We start from the raw sequence: 19,101 nt of genomic DNA on the forward strand, positions 1-19,101 counted from the left end.
GCGCTTTTCCAGAGCAAATTCGCCCGAATTGCGACCGCCCGGCGCGCGGTGCGGCGATGGTCGGGGATGCCCTTCGGGCTGCGCGCAAAAATGCCGCACGGTTTCGCCCGCTCCTTCCTTGCGGAGGGAAATAGAGTATGGTTTGAACCACCTTAGGGACAGACCGGGATTCCCCATCCCGGCGTCGTTCGTTATTGGTGCGATCCGATTGCAGGAAGTGGGAGACGAGAGGGCGATGAGAAAATTCATGGCAAGCGCCAGGCTTCTGGCAGGTGCTGCGGCCGCGGGCGCGCTCCTCTCCAGCGCATCCGCCTATGCGGATCAGCCGCGGCCATGGGAAACCGCCTTCCAGGCGCCTGCGACCGACATGATGCGGCAGATCGAATGGTTCGGAAACTACACCTTCGTATTCATCGTGGTCATCACCCTACTGGTGCTGGTCCTGCTCGCCTATGTCATCCTGCGGTTCCGCGCGAGCGCCAACCCGGTTCCTTCCAGGACCAGCCACAACACGCTGATCGAGGTGATCTGGACCGTCGGCCCGGTCATCGTGCTGCTGCTCATCGCCATCCCCTCGTTCCAGCTGCTCACCGCGCAGTATACCCCGCCGGAAGAGGCCAAGCTGACCGTGAAGGCGACCGGCAACCAGTGGAATTGGGACTACGAATACCAGGCCGACAAGAGCTTCTCCTTCAACTCGGCGATCCTTCAGGACGGTGACCGCGCCAAGGCCGGCAAGGAAGACCGCAATCTCTATCCGCGCCTGCTCGCCGTCGACAATGAGCTGGTCGTGCCGGTCAACACCATGACCCGCGTGCTGATCACCGCCACCGACGTCATCCACTCCTTCGCCGTGCCGTCCTTCGGCATCAAGATGGACGCCGTGCCCGGCCGCACCAACGAGACCTGGTTCAAGGCGGAGAAGGAAGGCCTCTATTACGGCCAGTGCTCGCAGCTCTGCGGCAAGGATCACGCCTTTATGCCGATCGCGGTCCGCGTCGTGTCCGACGCGCAGTTCAAGACCTGGCTGGAGACGGCCAAGACCGACGTGCCCGCCGCCAACAAGGCGCTGATGGCAGAGGTCGATGGTACTAACAAGGTAGCGGCCGCCGGCAACTGACGCCGCGGGTTAGCAAGAATTAGGGAACGGAGCGGAATATGGCAGAGGCTGCAGCTCACGACCACCACGACCACAGGCCGCATGGCTGGGTCCGCTGGGTCTACTCGACCAACCACAAGGACATTGGCACGCTCTACCTGATCTTCGCGATCATGGCCGGCATCGTCGGCGGCGCGCTTTCGGTCGCCATCCGCATGGAGCTGCAGGAGCCGGGCATCCAGATCTTCAGCGGTCTGGCGCAGATGGTCTACGGCATGCAGGGTGACGCCGCCATCGACGGCGGCAAGAGCATGTACAATGCCTTCGGCGCCGCGCACGGCCTGATCATGATCTTCTTCATGGTGATGCCGGCGCTGATCGGCGGCTTCGCCAACTGGATGGTGCCGATCATGATCGGCGCGCCGGACATGGCCTTCCCGCGCATGAACAACATCTCCTTCTGGCTGCTGCCGCCGGCCTTCCTCCTGCTGCTCGGCTCGATGTTCGTACCGAGCGCGCCCGGCGCCTTCGGCGTCGGCGGTGGCTGGACGATCTATCCGCCGCTCTCGACATCCGGCCAGCCGGGCCCCGCGATGGACCTTGCGATTCTGTCTCTCCACATCGCCGGCGCCTCGTCGATCCTCGGCGCGATCAATTTCATCACCACCATCTTCAACATGCGCGCGCCTGGCATGACCATGCACAAGATGCCGCTGTTCGCCTGGGCGGTGCTGATCACGGCCTTCCTGCTGCTCTTGTCGCTGCCGGTTCTGGCGGGCGCCATCACCATGCTGCTCACCGATCGCAACTTCGGCACCGCCTTCTTCGTGCCGGACCAGGGCGGCGACCCGCTGCTCTTCCAGCACCTGTTCTGGTTCTTCGGCCATCCCGAGGTGTACATCCTGATCCTGCCGGGCTTCGGCATCGTCAGCCACATTGTCTCGACCTTCTCGAAGAAGCCGGTCTTCGGCTATCTCGGCATGGCCTACGCCATGGTCGCGATCGGCGCCGTCGGCTTCATCGTCTGGGCGCACCACATGTACACGACCGGCCTGTCGCTCGATACGCAGCGCTATTTCGTGTTCGCCACCATGGTCATCGCGGTGCCGACGGGCGTGAAGATCTTCTCCTGGATCGCCACGATGTGGGGCGGCTCAATCTCGTTCAAGCCGCCGATGCTGTGGGCGCTTGGCTTCATCTTCCTGTTCACGATCGGGGGCGTCACCGGCGTTCAGCTGGCAAATGCCGGCCTCGACCGCTCGCTGCACGATACCTATTTCGTGATCGCCCACTTCCACTACGTGCTGTCGCTGGGCGCGGTGTTCGCCATCTTCGCCGGCTGGTACTACTGGTTCCCGAAGATGACCGGCTACATGTACTCGCCGGTGATCGCCAACACCCATTTCTGGGTCACGTTCGTCGGCGTCAACCTGATCTTCTTCCCGCAGCACTTCCTGGGCCTCGCCGGCATGCCGCGCCGCACTGTCGACTATCCGGACGCGTTTGCCGGCTGGAACATGATCTCCTCCTACGGCTCCTACATCGCAGCCGTCGGCGTTGCGATCTTCCTCTATGGCGTGTTCGAGGCCTTCCAGAAGAAGCGCGTCGCGGGCGCCAATCCGTGGGGCGAGGGTGCCACCACGCTTGAATGGCAGCTGCCGTCGCCGCCGCCGTTCCACCAGTGGGAACAGCTGCCGAAGATCAAGTAAGGCCGCTTACAGGGCCGCCGGCTCGCCCGGCGGTCTTGGCCAACGGAATGATGGACTTTAAGTACGCATGGCCCTTGCCGACCACAAATTGATGGAGGAAGTTGGCTTTCGCATGTCGGAAGCCACCGCGGGCGATTTCTTCGCCCTCCTCAAGCCGCGCGTGATGTCGCTGGTCGTCTTCACGGCCTTTGTCGGCATGGTCGCGGCTCCGGTCGCCATCAATCCGCTGCTGGCGGTGATTGCCATTCTGGCGATTGCCATCGGCGCCGGCGCCTCGGGCGCGCTCAACATGTGGTACGACGCCGATATCGACGCGGTGATGACCAGGACCGCGAGTCGTCCGGTGCCGGCCGGGCGGGTCACGCCGGGTGAGGCGCTGAGCTTCGGCCTCGTGCTCTCCGCGCTGTCGGTGATGACGCTCGGCGTGCTGATCAACTGGCTGTCGGCAGCGCTTCTTGCCTTCACCATCTTCTTTTACGCCGTCATCTACACGATGTGGCTGAAGCGCTGGACGCCGCAGAACATCGTCATCGGCGGCGCCGCCGGCGCCATCCCGCCGGTGATCGGCTGGGCGGCGGTGACCGGATCGGTCAGCCTCGAAAGCCTGATTCTTTTCCTGATCATATTCCTATGGACGCCGCCGCATTTCTGGGCGCTGGCGCTGTTCAAGTCGGACGACTACGCCCGCGCCGGCATCCCGATGATGCCGAACGTCGCCGGACACGCCTCGACCCGCCGCCAGATCTTTGCCTACGCGCTGATCCTGGCGCCGGTCGGCGTGTTGCCATGGCTGCTCGGCTACACCACCGCCGCTTATGGCGCGGTTTCCGTTCTGCTCGGCCTGGGCTTTGTCTGGTATGCCTGGAAGGTGCTGGGCATGAGCGATGCCGACCGCGCGATGAAGCCGGCCAAGGCGCTGTTCGGCTATTCGCTGCTCTATCTCTTCGCAATCTTTGCCGCCTATCTCGTCGACAGCGTGGTCGGGCGTGCCCTCGTCATGGGGGGAGTATGATCGTGGCCGACAACAACCTTGAACTGGTCACCTTGACCGAACGCCAGCGGAAGGCGCGGCGCAGTCGCTCCGTTGCCATAGGCGTAGCGCTGGCAGCGCTCGTCATCATCTTCTACATCGCCACCATCGTGCGCTTCGGCCACCATGCCTCCGGCCTGATACCGACGAATTTGATGTGAGGCAGCGATGAGCGGCGGCGAGACCGGACCCATCGGGAAGAACAGCAACCGCATCGTCGTGGCGGTCTGCCTTGCCTTCTTCACCGGCATGGTCGGCATGGCCTATGCGGCGGTCCCGCTCTACAAGATGTTCTGCCAGGTCACCGGCTATGGCGGCACGACGCAGCGCGCCGAGAAGCAATATGCCGGCCGCGTGCTCGACCGTGACATCACGATCCGCTTCGATGCCAACACCAACGGCATTCCGTGGCAGTTCGAGCCCGTTACCCGCTCGGTGACGATCAAGATCGGCGAGACCACGCAGGCGCATTACACCGCCACCAACAAATTCGATCGCCCGATCACCGGCCGCGCCTCCTTCAACGTGCAGCCCGAAATGGCCGGCGCCTATTTCAACAAGGTGGAGTGCTTCTGCTTCACCGACACGACGTTGAAGCCCGGCGAGACGCTGGACATGCCGGTCGTGTTCTATGTCGATCCAGACATCGTCAACGTGCCGGAGCTGAAGGACTTGAAGACCATCACCCTGTCCTACACCATGTTCCCGGTCGAAAAGAAACAGCCGGTCGCGCCGGCCGCTGGCAGCAGCAACAAAGTTCCAGATTCCGAAGCAAGCCTCGGGGGTTGATATGGCAGACGCGCACGCAAAACCGAACCACGACTACCATCTCGTCAATCCCAGCCCCTGGCCTTTCCTGGGCTCGATCGGCGCGCTGGTCACGGCCATCGGCGGCGTTTGCCTGATGCAGTATCTGAAGGCCGGCAGCTTCCCGGTCTTCGGCCACAACATCGCCAATCCGTGGCTGTTTTTCATCGGCCTGATCATCGTGCTCTACACGATGTTCGCCTGGTGGTCGGACACCATCAAGGAAGCGCATGAGGGCCACCACACGCGCGTCGTGTCGCTGCACCTGCGCTACGGCATGATCATGTTCATCGCCTCCGAGGTGATGTTCTTCGTCGCCTGGTTCTGGGCCTTCTTCGACGCCAGCCTATTCCCGGGCGAGGCCGCGCAATATGCCCGCACCACCTTCACGGGCGGCGTTTGGCCGCCGAAGGGCCTGGAAGTTCTCGATCCCTTCCACTTGCCGCTCTACAACACCATCATCCTGCTTCTGTCGGGCACGACGGTGACCTGGGCGCACCACTCGCTGCTGCACGGCGACCGTAAGGGCCTGATCAACGGCCTGGTCCTGACCGTCGGCCTCGGCATGCTGTTCACCATGGTGCAGGCCTACGAGTACATGCACGCTCCGTTCGGCTTCAAGGACTCGATCTACGGCGCCACCTTCTTCATGGCGACGGGCTTCCACGGCTTCCACGTCATTATCGGCACCATCTTCCTGCTCGTCTGCCTGATTCGGGCGATGCGGGGCGATTTCACCGCGAAGCAGCATTTCGGCTTCGAGGCGGCCGCCTGGTACTGGCATTTCGTCGACGTGGTCTGGCTGTTCCTGTTCACCGCGATCTATGTCTGGGCCTCGAGCGGGGCGGTGATCGAAGCCCACTAACACGGGATAGCCCACTAATACGGGATTGAGTTCACGAGGCGGCTGCGGCGACGTGGCCGCCTTATCTTTTTGACCGAACGGGTCTACGGTGCGGACATGAGCGAAGACAAGGCGATATGGCCACCCGTCGACCCGATCTCGGCCGGGCTGCGCGGCCATTGCCCGCGCTGCGGCGAGGGCAAGCTGTTCTCCGGCTTCCTCACCGTCGGCAGGCGCTGCTACAATTGCGGCCTCGACTATTCCTTTGCCGATGCCGGCGACGGCCCGGCGGTCTTCGTCATCCTCATCATCGGCTTCATCGTCGTCGGCTTGGCGCTCTGGATGGAAGTGACGCTGAGCCCGCCGCTCTGGCTGCATTTCATTTTGTGGATACCGCTGGCGCTGGTGCTGAGCCTGACGGCGCTGCGCCTGATCAAGGGCGTGCTGATCACCCTGCAATATTCCAAGAAGGCCGCGGAAGGCAGGCTGGACAGCGGCCAATGAGCGATGCGACCTCTTCGACTGCCGGCGCTTCGCGGCCGCGCTCGGCATTGCTGCTTGGGCTCGGTCTTGTCCTGTTCGCCATTCTTCTGGGGCTCGGCACGTGGCAGGTTCAGCGCCTGCACTGGAAGGAAGGGCTGCTCGAGACAATCGACAAGCGTACCCATGCGGCACCTTTGCCACTGACCGATGTCGAGAAAGAATTCGCCGCCACACACGATGTCGACTACACGCCGGTGACGGTGACCGGCGCTTTCCTGCACCAGGGCGAACGGCATTTCTTCGCCACTTGGGAAGGCGACACCGGCTTCAATGTCTACACGCCCCTGCGGCTCGACGACGGCCGCTTCGTGCTCGTCAACCGCGGCTTCGTCCCTTACGATCTCAAGGATCCGGCCAAGCGCAAGCAGGGCGAAGTCGCCGGCACGGTGACGGTGACCGGCCTTGCCCGCAATCCGCTGCCCGAAAAACCCTCCATGATGCTGCCCGACAACGACGTCGCCAAGAACATCTTCTACTGGAAGGACCGCGACGTCATGGCCTCGAGCGCGGGCCTGCCGGCAGGAGCCGCGGTGGTGCCGTTCTTCATCGATGCCGACAAGACGCCGAATCCCGGCGGCCTGCCGGTCGGCGGCGTCACCATCATCGATTTGCCGAACAACCATTTGCAGTATGCCGTCACCTGGTATGGCCTTGCCGCCGCCCTTGCCGCCGTGCTGATCCTCAGGCTTCGGCGGCCGGCGAAGGAGGAGTGAGCGCCGCTCTTGACAGGGCAGGGGTGCACGCCTCATTTCGCCTTCAGCTTTCCTACCGAACCGGCCCGTTTTGATGATTGAAAAAAAGCCACCGCTGACGATCAGGCTTTGCCAGCCGCGCGGCTTCTGCGCCGGCGTCGACCGCGCCATTCAGATCGTCGTGCTGGCGCTGAAGAAATACGGCGCGCCGGTCTATGTCCGCCATGAGATCGTGCACAACCGCTATGTCGTCGAGGGGCTGCAGAGCCTGGGCGCGGTGTTCATCGAGGAACTGTCCGAGATCCCGCCCGAGCATCGTCAGTCGCCGGTCGTCTTTTCCGCGCATGGCGTGCCGAAATCGGTGCCGGCCGACGCTGAGGCGCGCAACCTGTTCTACCTGGATGCCACCTGTCCGCTGGTGTCGAAGGTGCACAAGCAGGCGATGCGGCACCAGCGGCTCGGCCGCCACGTGCTCCTGATCGGCCATGCCGGCCATCCGGAAGTGATCGGCACCATGGGCCAGTTGCCGGAAGGTGCCGTCACCCTGATCGAGACCGAGGCGGATGCAGCAACCTTCGTGCCGGCGGACCCGGCGGCGCTTGGCTTCGTCACCCAGACGACGCTGTCGGTCGAGGATACCGCCGGCATCATCCGGGCGCTGCAGGAGCGTTTCCCCGAGCTTCACGCCCCGGCCGCCGAATCGATCTGCTACGCCACCACCAACCGCCAGGAGGCGGTGAAGGAGACGGCCGCCGGCGCCGACCTCTTCCTCGTCGTCGGCGCGCCGAACTCGTCCAACTCGCGGCGTCTTGTCGAAGTGGCGGAGCGCGCGGGCGCTATGATGTCGCTTCTCGTGCAGCGAGCCTCCGAAATTCCGTGGGATGAGATCGGCAGGATTTCGACGCTCGGCCTGTCGGCCGGCGCCTCGGCGCCGGAAATCATCGTCGACGAGATCATCGACGCGTTCCGGCAGCGCTTCGACGTCACCATCGATCTGGCCATCACGGCCACGGAAACGGAGGATTTTCCGGTGATGCGGGTGTTGCGCGATGTCGAACTGACGGCGGCCGACATGGCCTTCGTCAACGGAGCCGCGTAAACCCAGATGGCCGTCTATACCGACGTCAACGAAAACGAGCTCAGCGCGTTTCTGAAAGCCTATCCGGTGGGTGAGCTGCTGTCCTACAAGGGCATCGCCGAAGGGACCGAGAACTCGAATTTTCTCGTCCATGCATCCACCGGTTCCTACATATTGACGCTCTACGAGAAGCGGGTCGACAAGGCTGATCTGCCCTTTTTCCTCGGCCTGATGGGCCATCTCGCGCGAAAAGGCATATCCTGCCCGCTTCCGGTCACCGCGCATGACGGAACCGTCATCGGCACGCTCGCCGGCCGGCCGGCCGTCATCATCACCTTCCTCGAGGGCCTGTCGCTGAGGCGCCCGACGGCAGCGCATTGCGGCGAGGTCGGCAAGGCGTTGGCCGCGCTCCATCTCGCCGGGCGGGATTTCCCGATGAAGCGGCCGAACGCGCTTGCCATCGACGGCTGGCGCAAGCTCTGGGTGGCGTCGCGCGACCGCGCCGACGAGGTCGAGCAGGGGCTGGCGGCCGAAGTCGACGCGGACTTCCTCGATTTTGAGCGCAACTGGCCGGCCGCCTTGCCGCAAGGCATTATCCATGCGGATCTCTTCCCGGACAATGTCTTCTTCCTTGGCGAGAAGCTGTCGGGGCTGATCGATTTCTATTTCGCCTGCGACGACCTCTATGCCTATGATGTCGCCACCTGCCTCAACGCCTGGTGCTTCGAGAAGGACTTTTCCTTCAACCTCACCAAAGGGGCCGCGCTGCTTGCCGGCTACCAGTCGGTGCGGCCGCTCGAGGGCGAGGAAAAAGCGGCGCTGCCGATGCTGGCGCGCGGCTCGGCGCTCCGCTTCATGCTGACCAGGCTCTATGATTGGCTGACCATTCCCAACGGCGGGCTGGTGATGAAGCGCGATCCGACCGAATATATCCGCCGCATGCGCTTCCACCGGGCGATCAGGTCTCCATCCGAATACGGACTGACATGAACAAGCAAATCGAGATCTTCACCGACGGCGCCTGCTCGGGCAACCCCGGGCCGGGCGGCTGGGGCGCGGTACTGCGCTACAACGGCGTCACCAAGGAGCTGTCGGGCGGCGAGGCCGAGACCACCAACAACCGCATGGAGCTGCTTGCCGCCATCAGCGCGCTCGATGCGCTGAAGGAGCCCTGCACGGTCGATCTCTATACCGACAGCAAATACGTCATGGACGGCATTTCCAAATGGATCCATGGCTGGAAGAAGAATGGCTGGAAGACCGGCGAGAGGAAGCCGGTCAAGAACGGTGAGCTCTGGCAGGCGCTCGACGCGGCCAACAGGCGCCACAAGGTTATCTGGCACTGGGTGAAGGGCCATGCCGGCCACCCGGAGAACGAGCGCGCCGACGAACTGGCAAGGCAAGGCATGGCGCCGTTCAAGCCGAAGCAGGCAAGGCCGGCACCGGTGGGGGTTGCGTCGAAGCCGGAAGGCGCTCCGGCCAGGAAGCCCGCGCCCCGACGCTCGACCCAGAGCTATTGACGCGCCCGACGTTCTCTAGCGGATCGCCAGCGCCGTGGAGAAGAGACCGAGGGCGAACACCGTGTGCGAGACGAGGTTCAGCGCTCGCACCAGCATCGGGTTGGGCGTCCTGGATGCTGCCCAGCCGGCGCCCATGCCTGGCGCCAGCAGGAACCAGCCGGCGCCGACCGTGACGATGCCGAAGATGAAGGCCGGCAGGAAGGTCGGCGCCGCCAGCCAGCCCGTTCCCGCCAGCATGACCAGGATCACGCCGTAGAGAATTCCGACGAGATAGTGGAATGCCCAGCCCAGCGCCTTTTCATGCGTATAGGGCGCGGCCTGACTGATATCGTCATGGAAGACCTTCTCGGGCAGATGTCGGACCCAGCGGCCGACCAAGCCCCAATTCGGCCGCGGCAGCCCGAACGCCTTGTTGAGGATAATCGCCCAGACGTCCATGAAGACCGTGGCGCCGATGCCGATCGCGATGGCGCGCCAGACGATGTCGAGCATCAGAGCTGCTCGAGGATCTTGGCCGCCCCGCTCTCGTCAACGCCCGGCTTGGCTTCGACATTGAGCGCCACGACCTTGCTGTCATCGACGATCATCGAAAAGCGCTTCGAGCGCAGCCCCATGCCGTTCGCCGAAAGGTCGTTGTCGAGTCCGACCGACTTGGCGAAGTCTCCGCTGCCGTCGGCGAGAAAGAGGATCTTACCTTCGCCACCGGTGAAGCGCGCCCAGGCGCCCATGACATGGACGTCGTTGACCGAGACGACCGCGATAGTGTCGACGCCGCGAGCCACGATGGCGTCGTGGTTCTCGAGATAGCCCGGCAGATGGTTGTTGCTGCAGGTCGGCGTGAAGGCGCCGGGAACACCAAACAGCACGACCTTCTTGCCGGCGAAAATCTCGGCGCCGGTCATCGGCTTGGCGCCGTCGGCGGTCATCACCTTGAAAGTCGCTTCCGGCAGTTTTTCGCCAACCGAAATGGTCATGAGGTCCTCGCTTGGGAGATTGGGAAGGATCTGTGCGTATCGGACTGGGCGACTTCCCGCAACCGTTCAGAGCAATTCTAGGACAAGTGGCCGGCGGTTTTCTGTCCGGAATTGCGGCTCCACGATGAACCGGCTCAAGGGAAAGGCAGCAATCCGTCCACCGCACCTTCGGCGCTTGTCAGCGTGTAATAGAGCCCGCCGTCTGCGGGCGTCGCCGACGGCCGGTCGAGGATCGGCACGGTGAAAACAAGCTTGCCGTCCTTTTCGCTGCGCACCGGAGCGCCGAACATATAGTCGCGCTCCCCCGCGATGAAGAAGTCGACGGAATCCGCATCGCCGGGCGAATGCGCCTCGACGATGAGCGTCTCGTGATCGCCGGGCAGCACGCGGATGCCGAAATCAGATCGCGCCGGGCCAGGGAGCGTTGCAAGCGCCGTCTTCACCAGCGCCGCGTCGGTGGCGTTGTCGGGATCGGAAGCAGGATCGAGGCTGAGCCGCGTCTGCACCGGAATACAGATCGTCTCGCATATGCCGAGAAAGACGTTGGCATCGATCGTCGCCGACTGGTCGGGCGCCGATAGCGTGAAGGTCACCGGCAGCGATACGGGACGGTCGTAGCCGGCCCATTTGCCGTAGCCGTCGTCGTGGCGCTGCGGCGGCGGGAACGACAGCTTTGCATCGGCGATATTGGTGCTGGCCGAGATGTCGATCTGCGGCGGCACACCGGCGTCGCCGGGATCGCGCCAATAGGTTTTCCAGCCTGGCTTCAGCGCGATGTCGAGCACGCCGTGGATCTTGCCCGCCTCGTCCGGCTTGCCGCTGGTCACCAGCCGCACCTTGCCGCCTTCGCTGTTGTACCAGGCCGAGGACGATGCCTCGGCCGGCTGGCCCGCTGCCAGGCCGACGACGGCGCCGAGCGCCACAATGTTCAGGTATCGCATGACGGTGATTTGATCGCCCGTTCTTGGCCGCGCAATGATTTCATGTTCCTGCCGGTATCATATTTGCGTGACATCGGGCAGCTTGACCATCTTTTCGGCGCCGCGGAAACGGGTTACGCTCAGCTCCATGGACTTGTTGCGTCACAAAAAGAAGGCGGCCGGACGCGGCTTTCTCGACGATCAGTTCCTGATTGCCATGCCCGGCATGAAGGACGACCGCTTTACGCGCTCGGTCATCTATATCTGCGCCCACAGCGACGAGGGCGCCATGGGCCTGATCATCAATCAGACGCAGCAGATGCTGTTCCCGGACCTTCTGGTGCAGCTTGGCATCGTGAACGAGCAGGAAGCAATCCGCTTGCCCGCGCATGCCCGCGACTTCGTCGTGCGCAATGGCGGGCCCGTCGATCGCAGCCGCGGCTTCGTGCTGCATTCCGGCGACTATCGCGTCGAATCCTCGCTCAACGTCTCCGACGACATCTGCCTGACCGCCACGGTCGATATTCTGCGCGCCATCTCGACGGGTCGCGGGCCGCGTCATGCGCTGATGGCGCTCGGCTATTCCGGCTGGGGCGCAGGCCAGCTCGAAAGCGAGATCGCCGAGAATGGCTGGCTGACCTGCCCGGCGACGCCGGAGCTGCTGTTCGATGCCGACATCGAGCGCAAATACGACCGCATCCTTGCCTCGATCGGCATCGATCTCGCCCATTTGAGCGCCGCCGCCGGCCACGCTTGAGCCGTAGGGCCGACGCAGAGGCCCTCTAAGCCTGCGTGAGCGGGTACTGCTCCCGCAACGTCTTCAGCACCTGGTCGCCGGGTATCGGCGCGCCGAACATGAAGCTCTGGACATATTCACAGCCCATCTGGCGCAGCTCCAGCGCGTCGCTCTCGTCGGAGATGCCTTCGGCGACGACCGACAGGCCGAGCTCATGTGCCATGTTGACCATGGATTTGAGCAGCACCGCACGTTTCGGCGTGGCGTCGTCGACGAAGCTCTTGTCGATCTTGATCGTGTCGAACGGGAAGCGCGTCAGATAGGAGAGCGATGAATAGCCGGTGCCGAAATCATCGAGCGACAGTCCGATGCCGAGTTGCTTGAGCTTGGTCAGCACATGCGCGGTCTGCTCGGGATTGTCCATCACCAGCGATTCGGTGAGTTCGAGCCGGAAGCAGCGTGGCTTCAAATTGGCGCGCGCAATGACGGAGCGCACGTCGCTGACCAGGTCGCGGCGGATAAGCTGCCGGCTCGAGAGGTTGACCGAAACCGACAGCGGCGCGTCGCCGATCTGCTTCTGCCAGGCCGCGAGATCCTCGGCCGCCTGCTGCATGGCGAACAGGCCGAGCTGCACGATCAGGCCGCAATTCTCAGCCACCGGGATGAAGTCTCCCGGCGGGATCATCCCGCGCCGCGGATGATCCCATCTGAGCAGCGCCTCGAAGCCGGCGACGCTTCCGTCCTCCAGCCGCACGATCGGCTGGTAGGCAATTGTGAATTCGCGCCGCTCGATGGCGCGGCGAAGGTCCGACTCGAACTGCAGCCTGTCGGTGCCGACGGTGCGGAAGGCCGGCCGGAACGGCTCGATCCTGTCGCCGCCGAAACGCTTGGCCTGATGCATGGCAAGCTCGGCGTCCTTGACCATGTCCTCCGACGAGGTTTGCGCCGTCGTCCAGGTGATCAGGCCGATCGAGGCGGTGAGCACGATCTCGCGCTTGGCAAACGTGATCGGATTGTTGATCGCATGCTTGATAGCATCGGCCATGGCGGCGATGCGGGCCGGATCCTGTTCCGACAGCAGCATCAGCGCGAACTGGTCGCCGGCAAAGCGCGACAGCGAATCCTTGGGCTTCAAAAGCCGGTGCAGCCGGCGCGCGATGGTCAGCAGGATGGTGTCGCCGGCCGAAATGCCGAGCCCGTCATTGACCTGCTTGAAACGGTCGATGTCGATGACGAAGACGGTCGGGCGCACCTTGTCCTCGGTGCGGGCGATCGAGATGATCGCCTCCAGCCGGTTCATGAACAGCTCGCGGTTGGGCAGGCCGGTCAGGTTGTCGTGCACGGCGTCGTGCAGCAGCCTTTCCTCGGATTTCTTCTGCTCTGTCACGTCGACCATGGTGCCGACGCAGCGGATCACTTCGCCATCCGACCCGATCACGGGACGGGCGCGCAGCGAGAACCAATGATAATGTCCATCGGCGCCGCGCAGGCGGAAATTCTGGGCCACGCGGCCGCGGCGGTGCTCCAGCACCACGTCCAGCGTGGTGCGGAAGGTGTCGCGGTCGTCGGCATGCAGCACCGGCAGCCAGTTGCGGGCCGCGCCCGAAAGGCTGTTGGGGGCAAGGCCGAGCTGCAGGCTGATGTCGGGCTTCGTCACCACGCGGTCGCGCAGCACGTCCCAGTCCCACACGATGTCGCCCGAGCCGGCGACTGCAAGCGCCTGGCGTTCCAGGTCGGAAAACAGGCCCTGGTGCAGCGCGCCGCCGGCAAAAGCGTGCTGCATCACGGTGAAGCCGATCAACAGGATGATCAGGATCAGGCCGCCGCCGAGCGCCGGCTGGGCAATGTCGTTGTCCAGCATGCCGGTGATCGCCATCCACGAGCCGCATAGCCAGAGGAGCACCATCACCCAACTCGGCACCAGCATGATCGCGCGGTCATAGCCGCGAATACCGAGGAAGATGATGAGGCCGAGGCCGGTGAGCGCCGTCGCGGCAAACGAGATGCGGGCGATGCCGGCGGCGACCGCCGGATCGACTATGGCCACGCCGGCAATCAGCAAAAGCCCGAGGATCCAGACCAGCGCGCCATAGCTGAAATGGCCGTGCCATCGGTTGAGGTTCAGATAGGCGAACAGGAACACCACGAAGGTCCCCGCCAGCGCCACCTCGGTGCCGGCCCGCCACATCTGCTCATTGCCGGGCGAGATTTCGATGACCTTGTTGAGGAAGCCGAAATCGACGCAGATATAGGCGAGCACCGCCCAGGCAAGCGCGGCGGTGGCCGGGAACATCGAGGTTCCCTTGACGACGAACAGGATGGTCAGGAACAGCGCCAAGAGCCCGGCGATGCCGATGACGATGCCGCGGAACAGCGTGTATGAATTGACCGAGTCCTTGTAGGATTCCGGATCCCACAGATACACTTGCGGCAGCTTGGGCGAGGCGAGCTCGGCGATGAAGGTGACGACCGTTCCGGGGTTCAGCGTCACCCGGAACACGTCGGCGTCGGGGCTGGTCTGGCGGTCGAGCGCGAAACCTTCGCTGGGCGTGATCGCCGCGATGCGCGTCGAGCCGAGATCGGGCCAGAAGATGCCGGAATTCACCAGGCGGAAATGCGGCGCGACGATCAGCCTGTCGAGCTGCTGGTCGGTGGTGTTGGCGAGCGCGAACACCGCCCAGTCGCCGGTCGAGCGCGCGTCATTGGCCTCGACCTCGATGCGCCGCACGATGCCGTCCGGGCCGGGCGCGGTCGAGACCTGGAAATTCTCGCCCTGGTTCCGGTAGATCTCGACGGCGCCCGAAAGGTCGAGCGCCTTGTCGTCGCGGGCAATCTTGATCGGCTCGACGGCCAATGCCGGCGCAACCGCTGAAAACGTGACGAAGAGCGCCAAGATGAGGGCGAACAGCGACGCGATTCGCGAAAAAGTCGTCACATATCAGCCCTTCGTTCCATCACCCGGCGGATCGTCCGCGATCCGGGCGTAGAGGTAGTGATCCTGCCAGATGCCGTTGATCCTGAGGTAGGATCGCAGAAGTCCTTCGCGCCGGAATCCGGCTTTTTCAAGCACGCGGATCGACCGTGCGTTGTCGGGAATACATGCAGCCTCGATCCGGTGCAACCGCAGCGTATCGAAGGCAAAACGCGACACCACCTTGACCGCGTCGGTCATCAGTCCACGGCCGCCGAAGCGCTCGCCGATCCAGTAGCCGATGTGGCCGCTTTGCGCGACGCCATGGCGGATGTTGCCGAGCGTGATGCCTCCGGCGAGCTTGCCGCTCGACTTCTCGAAGATGAAGAAGGCGATGGCCGTGCCTTGCGCATAGTCCTCGCGGTAGCGGCCGATGCGCAGCCGCCAGGCAGTGCGGTCGAGCTCGTCAGGCTGCCAGCGCGGCTCCCATGGCTCCAGGAAGGCGCGGCTTTCGCCGCGCAGCGTCGACCATTCGCGGTAGTCGTTGGTCAAAGGCACGCGCAGCGTGACCTTTTCGCCCTTCAGTGCCGGCAGGTCGCGGCGAAAGAAAGGAAGCGCGAACACGACTTTGGAACGGAGGTTAGACGGCGAGCCTGCGAGCCGTCGTCTGCGGGCCCGCAAGCGATTCGAGGATCGCCTCGTAGGGCGCCAGCGTGCCCACGGGGCCGACCGCCGTCAGCGTCGGCTTGGTCGAGAACAGCCGCGAGGAGAGATCGGTCAGTCGCTCGACGGTCAGCGCCGCCAGCCGCTCCATCAGCTCCTCCTTGGCGATCGGCCGCCCGAACAGGAGCAACTGCCTGGCGATTTGCGAGGCGCGGCTTGCCGGGCTCTCGGCCGACATGATGAGACCGGCCCGATATTGCGCGCGTGCGCGATCGAGCTCATCCTGCTGGATTCTTTCACCGGCCTTCTGCAATTCGTCGATGATGACCGGCACCAGCTTGGCGATATCGCTCTGGCCGGTGGCCGCATGCACACCGAAAATGCCGGTGTCGGAAAAGCCCCAGTGGAAGGCGTAGACCGAGTAGCACAGGCCGCGCTTCTCGCGCACTTCCTGGAACAGCCTCGACGACATGCCGCCGCCCAGGATCATCGACAGCACCTGCGAGGCGTAGAAGTCGCGCACATGGTAGGCGCGGCCCTCGAAGCCGAGCACGATCTGCGCGTCCATCAGGTCGCGGTCCTCGCGGAAGTCGCCGCCGACATATTGCGCATATTGCGGGATATTGCTGGTGGCCTTGGCGCGGAAGCCGCCAAGCTGCTTTTCCACCTCGCGCACGAAATTGTCGTGCTTGATGTCGCCGGCGGCCACGACCACCATGCGCTCGGCGCCATATTGCCGTTCGATGAAATCGTGCAGCTGCCTGGAGGTGAAGGATTTTACCGTCTCCGGCGTGCCGAGGATCGAGCGGCCGATGGTCTGGTGGCGGAAGGCGGTTTCGGTGAAACGGTCGAAGACGATGTCATCGGGCGTGTCGTGCGCGGCGCCGATCTCCTGCAGGATCACATGCTGCTCGCGCTCCAGTTCCTCCGGATCGAACTCCGATTCCTGCAGGATGTCGGCCAAGATATCGACTGCCAGCGGCACGTCGCCGGAAAGCACCCTGGCGTAGTAGGAGGTCGTCTCGACGCTGGTGGCGGCGTTGATCTCGCCGCCGACATTCTCGATTTCCGAGGCGATCTCGAAGGCGCTGCGCCTTTTCGTTCCCTTGAAAGCCATGTGCTCGAGCAGATGGGCCATGCCGTGCTCTTCATCGCGCTCATTGCGTGCGCCCGACTTGACCCAGGCGCCAAGGGCAACGGATTCGAGGCTTGGAAGGGTTTCGGTGGCGACCGTCAGGCCGTTCGACAGACGGCTTACCTCAACACCCATATGGCAACTACTCCCTAACGGGCCGCCCGCGTGTGGCGGCTCACGTATTCTTCCACCATTTTCAGCTCGGATGGAAGTATGGTGTACTTTTCGTCGGCTGTCATCAAGCCGGCGAGCCAAGCGGGCAGCGCTGGCGTAACGCCGCTGGCGGCCTCGACGGCGGCCGGGAATTTGGCCGGATGCGCGGTGCCGAGCACCACCATGGGCACGGCGCCCGACATATGGGCGGCCGCGACGTGCACGGCGGCCGCCGTGTGCGGATCGAGCAGATAGCTGGTCGCTTCAAGTGTCTGGCGGATGGTTGCCGCGACCTCGTCGACGCCGGCGCGGCCGGCGTCGAACTCGGCGCGGATCCGCGCCATTTCGCCGGCCTCGATGGTGAAGGCGCCCGATTGCTTCAGCCCGTTCATGTAGCGCCTGACCGTCGCGGCATCCCGGCCCGCCGCCTCGAACAGCAGGCGTTCGAAGTTCGACGACACCTGGATATCCATCGACGGCGAGGTGGTGGCGAACACACCCTTGGTGCGGTATTCGCCGCTTGCAAGCGTGCGCGCCAATATGTCGTTGTCGTTTGTTGCGATGATCAGCCGCTCGACCGGTAGCCCCATTCGCTTGGCGGCATAACCCGCGAAAATATCGCCGAAATTGCCGGTCGGCACGGTGAAGGACACCGGCCGGTCGGGCGCGCCGAGCGACAGCGCCGAGGAGAAGTAATAGACGATCTGGGCCATGATGCGGGCCCAGTTGATCGAATTGACGCCCGACAGCGACACCCTGTCGCGGAAGCCGTGGTCGTTGAACATGTCCTTCACCAGGCCCTGGCAATCGTCGAAATTGCCTTCGATCGACAGCGCATGGACGTTCGCCGCGCTCGACGTCGTCATCTGCCGCTGCTGCACCGGCGAGACCTTGCCGTTGGGAAAAAGGATGAAGATGTCAGTGCGGTCGCGGCCGGCGAAGGCGTCTATTGCCGCGCCCCCGGTGTCGCCGGAGGTGGCCCCGACGATTGTCGCGCGGTTGCCCCGTTCGGCCAGCACATGGTCCATCAGCCGCGCGAGCAGCTGCATCGCCACGTCCTTGAAGGCCAGCGTCGGGCCGTGGAAGAGCTCGAGGATGAAGGTGTTTTTCCCCGTCTGCACCAGCGGGCAGACCGCATCGTGCCGGAAAGTCGCGTAGGCTTCACGCACCAGCCGTTCGAAGACGGATGCGGCGATCTCGCCGCCGAGGAAGGGCGTCAAGACGCGAATGGCAAGGTCGGGATAGGCGAGACCGCGCATGGCGCGAATATCGGCGGACGAGAACTGCGGCCATTCGCGCGGCAGGTAAAGCCCGCCATCGCGCGCCAGTCCGGCCAGCACCGCGTCCGAAAATCCAAGCACGGGCGCTTCCCCGCGGGTACTCACATATTGCATCGTCAAGAACCCATTGCTGCCGGCCGCGTCATCCACGGCAAATTGGTTAATTTTCCGAGCCGGCTCAGTCGCATTTTCGCCGCGGCGTTGATATACGTCACCGGCTTTGTGAGAGGGAAGTGCAGTTCATGAGGTTTTATTCGGTCAACCGCCGTGTTGTCGCGGGTCTGGCGCTCACCGGCTTTATGCTTGCCGCCGCAGGCTGCCAATCGAGCGACAATGGCATTTTGAACTTCGGCTTCAGCAAGAAGGACCCGACCGCGCCGCCACCGCCGCAGGACCCCAAGGTGCTTGCCAGCCAGTTGCGCGCCTATTGCCCGAAGGTGACGCTGCGCGACGGCACCGCCTTCTTCAATACCTATGCCAAGGGCGCCGCCGCCAAGACGAAGAAAAAGAAAGTCGATGCTGCGGCGGACGCTGAAGCCGAGGCAGCCGCAGCCGCACAGACCGGTCCCAACGGTCAACCCGTCGACGCCAATCGCGATCCCGCCAAGATCATATACCAGGCCTCGATCACCGACGTGACACGCGACTGCACTCACGAAAACGGCCAGCTGACAATGAAGATCGCGGTGGCCGGTAAGGTCGTGCCGGGGCCGCTCTTCGCGCCCGGTACCCTGACCATGCCGATCCGCATCGCGGTCCAACATGGGCCTGACGTGCTCTATTCGCAACTTCATCAGTATCAGGTGCAGGTTACCGACCCGTCGGCCGCCACGCAGTTCGTCTTCACCGACACCAATGTCGTGGTACCGGAGCCGACGGCCCGCGACTACCAAGCCTATGCCGGCTATGACGAGAACGCGCCTGCTGCGACGGACAAGTCCAAGGCCAAGAGGAAGAAGCGCGTCGCCGCGGCGGCGACAAACTGATCTGGTTCGCCGCCAATCGCG

At 63.9% G+C, this 19,101-nt stretch carries 20 protein-coding genes; 13 read left to right on the top strand and 7 right to left on the bottom strand.

All coding sequences use genetic code 11. The annotated features are described in order from the left end of the window. Positions 1-235: 235 nt before the first annotated feature. The 11 genes from coxB to rnhA all read left to right on the top strand — a co-directional run bounded on the left by coxB (position 236) and on the right by rnhA (position 9,322). Positions 236-1,120 (top strand): cytochrome c oxidase subunit II, encoded by an 885-nt coding sequence (coxB, locus tag CK220_RS22860; RefSeq protein WP_095813700.1) that lies wholly within the window; start codon positions 236-238, stop codon positions 1,118-1,120. 38 nt (positions 1,121-1,158) lie between these two features. Then, positions 1,159-2,808 carry a cytochrome c oxidase subunit I gene (gene ctaD / locus CK220_RS22865; protein ID WP_095813701.1) on the top strand — a complete coding sequence of 550 codons (1,650 nt, stop codon included), beginning with the start codon at positions 1,159-1,161 and terminating at the stop codon, positions 2,806-2,808. A gap of 67 nt (positions 2,809-2,875) precedes the next feature. After that, positions 2,876-3,820, top strand: a complete 945-nt coding sequence (locus tag CK220_RS22870) for a heme o synthase (RefSeq protein ID WP_095813702.1) — start codon at positions 2,876-2,878, stop codon at positions 3,818-3,820. Continuing rightward, a complete protein-coding gene (locus CK220_RS22875) occupies positions 3,817-3,999 on the top strand; it encodes a hypothetical protein (protein WP_095813703.1) in 183 nt (60 codons plus the stop codon). The genes CK220_RS22870 and CK220_RS22875 overlap by 4 nt, the downstream gene beginning before the upstream one ends. Positions 4,000-4,006: 7 nt before the next feature. Continuing rightward, a complete protein-coding gene (locus tag CK220_RS22880; protein ID WP_095813704.1) occupies positions 4,007-4,627 on the top strand; it encodes a cytochrome c oxidase assembly protein in 621 nt (206 codons plus the stop codon). A gap of 1 nt (position 4,628) precedes the next feature. Further along, positions 4,629-5,510, top strand: coding sequence for a cytochrome c oxidase subunit 3 (locus CK220_RS22885; protein ID WP_095813705.1), 882 nt, complete (start codon positions 4,629-4,631; stop codon positions 5,508-5,510). A 96-nt stretch (positions 5,511-5,606) separates the two neighbouring features. After that, a complete protein-coding gene (locus CK220_RS22890; protein WP_095813706.1) occupies positions 5,607-5,993 on the top strand; it encodes a DUF983 domain-containing protein in 387 nt (128 codons plus the stop codon). Then, complete coding sequence (locus CK220_RS22895) at positions 5,990-6,745, top strand: SURF1 family protein (RefSeq protein WP_176479169.1); 756 nt, start codon at positions 5,990-5,992, stop codon at positions 6,743-6,745. The genes CK220_RS22890 and CK220_RS22895 overlap by 4 nt, the downstream gene beginning before the upstream one ends. 73 nt (positions 6,746-6,818) lie before the next feature. Beyond that, positions 6,819-7,823, top strand: a complete 1,005-nt coding sequence (gene ispH, locus CK220_RS22900; RefSeq protein ID WP_095813707.1) for a 4-hydroxy-3-methylbut-2-enyl diphosphate reductase — start codon at positions 6,819-6,821, stop codon at positions 7,821-7,823. A gap of 6 nt (positions 7,824-7,829) precedes the next feature. After that, entirely contained in the window at positions 7,830-8,792 is a 963-nt protein-coding gene (locus CK220_RS22905) for a homoserine kinase (protein WP_095813708.1), read from the top strand. Next, positions 8,789-9,322 carry a ribonuclease HI gene (gene rnhA / locus CK220_RS22910; protein ID WP_095813709.1) on the top strand — a complete coding sequence of 178 codons (534 nt, stop codon included), beginning with the start codon at positions 8,789-8,791 and terminating at the stop codon, positions 9,320-9,322. Before CK220_RS22905 ends, rnhA begins: the two co-directional genes overlap by 4 nt. A gap of 15 nt (positions 9,323-9,337) precedes the next feature. Here the strand turns inward: rnhA and CK220_RS22915 are convergent, their stop codons facing one another. The 3 genes from CK220_RS22915 to CK220_RS22925 form a co-directional block, all read right to left on the bottom strand. Then, the gene (locus tag CK220_RS22915; RefSeq protein WP_095813710.1) at positions 9,338-9,814 is read right to left on the bottom strand and encodes a DUF2938 domain-containing protein; all 477 of its coding nucleotides are present in this window, start codon (positions 9,812-9,814) and stop codon (positions 9,338-9,340) included. Next, positions 9,814-10,296: a peroxiredoxin gene (locus CK220_RS22920; protein WP_095813711.1), complete on the bottom strand. Its 483-nt coding sequence runs from the start codon at positions 10,294-10,296 to the stop codon at positions 9,814-9,816. The genes CK220_RS22915 and CK220_RS22920 overlap by 1 nt, the downstream gene beginning before the upstream one ends. 134 nt (positions 10,297-10,430) lie before the next feature. Then, positions 10,431-11,237 carry a protein-disulfide reductase DsbD domain-containing protein gene (locus CK220_RS22925; RefSeq protein WP_095813712.1) on the bottom strand — a complete coding sequence of 269 codons (807 nt, stop codon included), beginning with the start codon at positions 11,235-11,237 and terminating at the stop codon, positions 10,431-10,433. 127 nt (positions 11,238-11,364) lie between these two features. Here CK220_RS22925 and CK220_RS22930 point away from each other — a divergent pair, with 127 nt between their 5' ends. Further along, positions 11,365-11,973: a YqgE/AlgH family protein gene (locus CK220_RS22930; RefSeq protein WP_095813713.1), complete on the top strand. Its 609-nt coding sequence runs from the start codon at positions 11,365-11,367 to the stop codon at positions 11,971-11,973. Between the two features lie 25 nt (positions 11,974-11,998). On the opposite strand, the gene CK220_RS22935 is transcribed toward CK220_RS22930, so the two are convergent. From CK220_RS22935 to thrC, 4 genes are read right to left on the bottom strand one after another with little or no spacing between them, the layout of a single operon-like run. Further along, on the bottom strand, positions 11,999-14,887 hold the full coding sequence (locus CK220_RS22935; RefSeq protein WP_095813714.1) for an EAL domain-containing protein: 2,889 nt from the start codon (positions 14,885-14,887) through the stop codon (positions 11,999-12,001). 3 nt (positions 14,888-14,890) lie between these two features. Beyond that, the gene (locus CK220_RS22940) at positions 14,891-15,487 is read right to left on the bottom strand and encodes a GNAT family protein (protein ID WP_066997979.1); all 597 of its coding nucleotides are present in this window, start codon (positions 15,485-15,487) and stop codon (positions 14,891-14,893) included. Positions 15,488-15,503: 16 nt separating this feature from the next. Next, entirely contained in the window at positions 15,504-16,796 is a 1,293-nt protein-coding gene (locus CK220_RS22945; protein ID WP_095813715.1) for a pitrilysin family protein, read from the bottom strand. A 14-nt stretch (positions 16,797-16,810) separates the two neighbouring features. Next, complete coding sequence (gene thrC, locus CK220_RS22950) at positions 16,811-18,208, bottom strand: threonine synthase (RefSeq protein ID WP_095813758.1); 1,398 nt, start codon at positions 18,206-18,208, stop codon at positions 16,811-16,813. A gap of 128 nt (positions 18,209-18,336) precedes the next feature. Here thrC and CK220_RS22955 point away from each other — a divergent pair, with 128 nt between their 5' ends. Beyond that, complete coding sequence (locus CK220_RS22955) at positions 18,337-19,080, top strand: hypothetical protein (RefSeq protein WP_095813716.1); 744 nt, start codon at positions 18,337-18,339, stop codon at positions 19,078-19,080. Positions 19,081-19,101: the final 21 nt, after the last annotated feature.

The organism is Mesorhizobium sp. WSM3860, assembly GCF_002294995.1.
Taxonomy (GTDB): domain Bacteria; phylum Pseudomonadota; class Alphaproteobacteria; order Rhizobiales; family Rhizobiaceae; genus Mesorhizobium.

Bases quoted from the DNA above. Each gene is read 5' to 3' on its own strand.
- CK220_RS22920 (WP_095813711.1), bottom strand. From the start codon at position 10,296: ATGACCATTTCGGTTGGCGAAAAACTGCCGGAAGCGACTTTCAAGGTG.
- ispH (WP_095813707.1), top strand. From the start codon at position 6,819: ATGATTGAAAAAAAGCCACCGCTGACGATCAGGCTTTGCCAGCCGCGC.
- CK220_RS22875 (WP_095813703.1), top strand. From the start codon at position 3,817: ATGATCGTGGCCGACAACAACCTTGAACTGGTCACCTTGACCGAACGC.
- coxB (WP_095813700.1), top strand. From the start codon at position 236: ATGAGAAAATTCATGGCAAGCGCCAGGCTTCTGGCAGGTGCTGCGGCC.
- rnhA (WP_095813709.1), top strand. From the start codon at position 8,789: ATGAACAAGCAAATCGAGATCTTCACCGACGGCGCCTGCTCGGGCAAC.
- CK220_RS22925 (WP_095813712.1), bottom strand. From the start codon at position 11,237: ATGCGATACCTGAACATTGTGGCGCTCGGCGCCGTCGTCGGCCTGGCA.
- CK220_RS22915 (WP_095813710.1), bottom strand. From the start codon at position 9,814: ATGCTCGACATCGTCTGGCGCGCCATCGCGATCGGCATCGGCGCCACG.
- CK220_RS22880 (WP_095813704.1), top strand. From the start codon at position 4,007: ATGAGCGGCGGCGAGACCGGACCCATCGGGAAGAACAGCAACCGCATC.
- CK220_RS22945 (WP_095813715.1), bottom strand. From the start codon at position 16,796: ATGGGTGTTGAGGTAAGCCGTCTGTCGAACGGCCTGACGGTCGCCACC.
- CK220_RS22870 (WP_095813702.1), top strand. From the start codon at position 2,876: ATGGCCCTTGCCGACCACAAATTGATGGAGGAAGTTGGCTTTCGCATG.
- CK220_RS22885 (WP_095813705.1), top strand. From the start codon at position 4,629: ATGGCAGACGCGCACGCAAAACCGAACCACGACTACCATCTCGTCAAT.
- CK220_RS22930 (WP_095813713.1), top strand. From the start codon at position 11,365: ATGGACTTGTTGCGTCACAAAAAGAAGGCGGCCGGACGCGGCTTTCTC.
- CK220_RS22895 (WP_176479169.1), top strand. From the start codon at position 5,990: ATGAGCGATGCGACCTCTTCGACTGCCGGCGCTTCGCGGCCGCGCTCG.
- thrC (WP_095813758.1), bottom strand. From the start codon at position 18,208: ATGCAATATGTGAGTACCCGCGGGGAAGCGCCCGTGCTTGGATTTTCG.
- CK220_RS22890 (WP_095813706.1), top strand. From the start codon at position 5,607: ATGAGCGAAGACAAGGCGATATGGCCACCCGTCGACCCGATCTCGGCC.
- CK220_RS22955 (WP_095813716.1), top strand. From the start codon at position 18,337: ATGAGGTTTTATTCGGTCAACCGCCGTGTTGTCGCGGGTCTGGCGCTC.
- CK220_RS22905 (WP_095813708.1), top strand. From the start codon at position 7,830: ATGGCCGTCTATACCGACGTCAACGAAAACGAGCTCAGCGCGTTTCTG.
- ctaD (WP_095813701.1), top strand. From the start codon at position 1,159: ATGGCAGAGGCTGCAGCTCACGACCACCACGACCACAGGCCGCATGGC.